The 1612-nt window shown below is 49.0% G+C and carries 3 protein-coding genes; 2 read left to right on the top strand and 1 reads right to left on the bottom strand.

Annotated elements, in window-relative coordinates; genetic code table 11:
- The coding region (locus AQR02_RS34425) for a DUF1385 domain-containing protein (RefSeq protein ID WP_425340016.1) at window positions 1-256 on the bottom strand (256 nt) is incomplete at its 3' end.
- A 207-nt stretch (window positions 257-463) separates the two neighbouring features.
- Between AQR02_RS34425 and AQR02_RS17060 the strand changes: the two genes are divergently transcribed.
- Together AQR02_RS17060 and AQR02_RS17055 are read left to right on the top strand one after the other, a co-directional pair.
- The gene (locus tag AQR02_RS17060) at window positions 464-955 is read left to right on the top strand and encodes a YqhR family membrane protein (RefSeq protein ID WP_054941505.1); all 492 of its coding nucleotides are present in this window, start codon (window positions 464-466) and stop codon (window positions 953-955) included.
- Between the two features lie 74 nt (window positions 956-1029).
- Window positions 1030-1612, top strand: a 583-nt coding sequence (locus tag AQR02_RS17055) for an aminopeptidase P family protein (RefSeq protein WP_148449164.1), incomplete at its 3' end; no start/stop codon positions are given.

The following is a 1612-nucleotide window of genomic DNA, read 5'->3' as shown; positions in this document are numbered from 1 at the left end:
CCTTCTTCTTAGTATTTTCCTTCTGCTTCGCCAGCTCTTCCGGCTCTGTCTCATCCTCGGCATAGGATTCAGCCGAATAATTCAGGTGCTTGGAGCCTTTGGCGCTGGAATCTATAATACTGACAATGCCGCGAAGCAGAGGAATCCTGCGCAGTTTGACGACCCAGCTCTTATCGCTCTTCGGCACCTCCAAAAATGTGATTTCCTGATTCTTCCGCCGTACGGCTGTTACGTTGATATGCTTGCCGCCGAACATGACGCCTTCGATAACGGCTTGGCCGCCGTAACTGGGAGTTTCCTGGGACAACCAATTCACCTTCCCGCATATTAATATGATTTATATAATCCATTGTAACTAATTTATGCTTACATTGCTAGTTGGATTGCCTTTTCCTGCGCATACTAGCATATAGAGATCTGAGAAGCACACCGCATACCATCTACCTGAAAGTGAGGCAATAAAATGAATAAAGCAGGCAAGCAAGCATCAGAACATACAAACAAATTGTATTTTGCGATTGAACTGGGTATATTTGCCGGAATCATCTGGGGAGGCATACGCTGGCTGATGTATACACTGCACTTTACGAAGGTGATCCCTGGCTTTTTGGCGGAGCCTTTTTTTAAGCATGAATTCTTAATCAAACCTGCCGGTTACCTGCTCGGGTATTTGTTTTTTATCGCGTTTTCCGTAATTGCATCACTAATCTATGTGCTGATCTTCCGCAAGCTGAAAGGCCCATGGCCGGGCATGATTTACGGCATCCTCTGGTGGGCGGGGATCTTCATTGCGGGCTCATGGATGTTCCTGATACAGCCCATGTTCAAGCTGCCCTGGAACTCTGTCGTCAGTGAGTTTTGCATCTTTTTACTCTGGGGATTATTCATCGGTTACACGGCGGCAATTGAATACACTGATGAACGAAAACGTGAACAGCGGACAAAGCTTGCCTGAACGCCCGAAAAAACTTCTCAAGGGCATGACCCTATGTTAAAATACAATGTGGCTATTTCGAGAGGAGAATGAAAATGGGCAACAAGCGCGTCTCCAAGCTGCGTAAGGTTTTGCAGGAACAGGGATTGGATGCGATGTTAATTACCAGCGGCATTAACCGCCGTTATTTGAGCGGATTCACCGGCTCCTCCGGTTACGTGCTGGTCACTGGTGATGAGAGTTATCTGTTGACTGACTTCCGGTACCGGACACAGGCGGCAGAACAGGTAGCAGGGTTAAAGGTTGTTGAGCATGGTCCGAAATTCATTGACACTGTGCGTGAACTGCTTCCGCAGGGCGGCTCTGTCCGTGTCGGATTTGAACATGATGACGTTACCTTCAGCGCATATACGGCTTATGCTGCAGCTCTGCAGCCGGCAGTGCTGGTTCCGGTATCCAAGGCTGTTGAGAATCTGCGCATGTTCAAGGACGGGGACGAGCTGGCTGTAATGCAGCGGGCAGCGGATCTGGCGGATGCGACCTTCAGTCATATTCTGAATGTGATCAAGCCCGGCATGACCGAGCGTGATGTTGATCTGGAAATGGAATTCTACATGCGCACCCACGGCGCAACCTCTTTATCGTTTGATACGATCGTCGCTTCAGGCGAGCGTTCCG

The sequence above is a fragment of the Paenibacillus ihuae genome, from assembly GCF_001368795.1.
Lineage (GTDB): Bacteria > Bacillota > Bacilli > Paenibacillales > Paenibacillaceae > Paenibacillus_AQ > Paenibacillus_AQ ihuae.
Note: the sequence above shows the minus strand (reverse complement) of the source record. Positions and strands in the feature narration are given on the sequence as shown.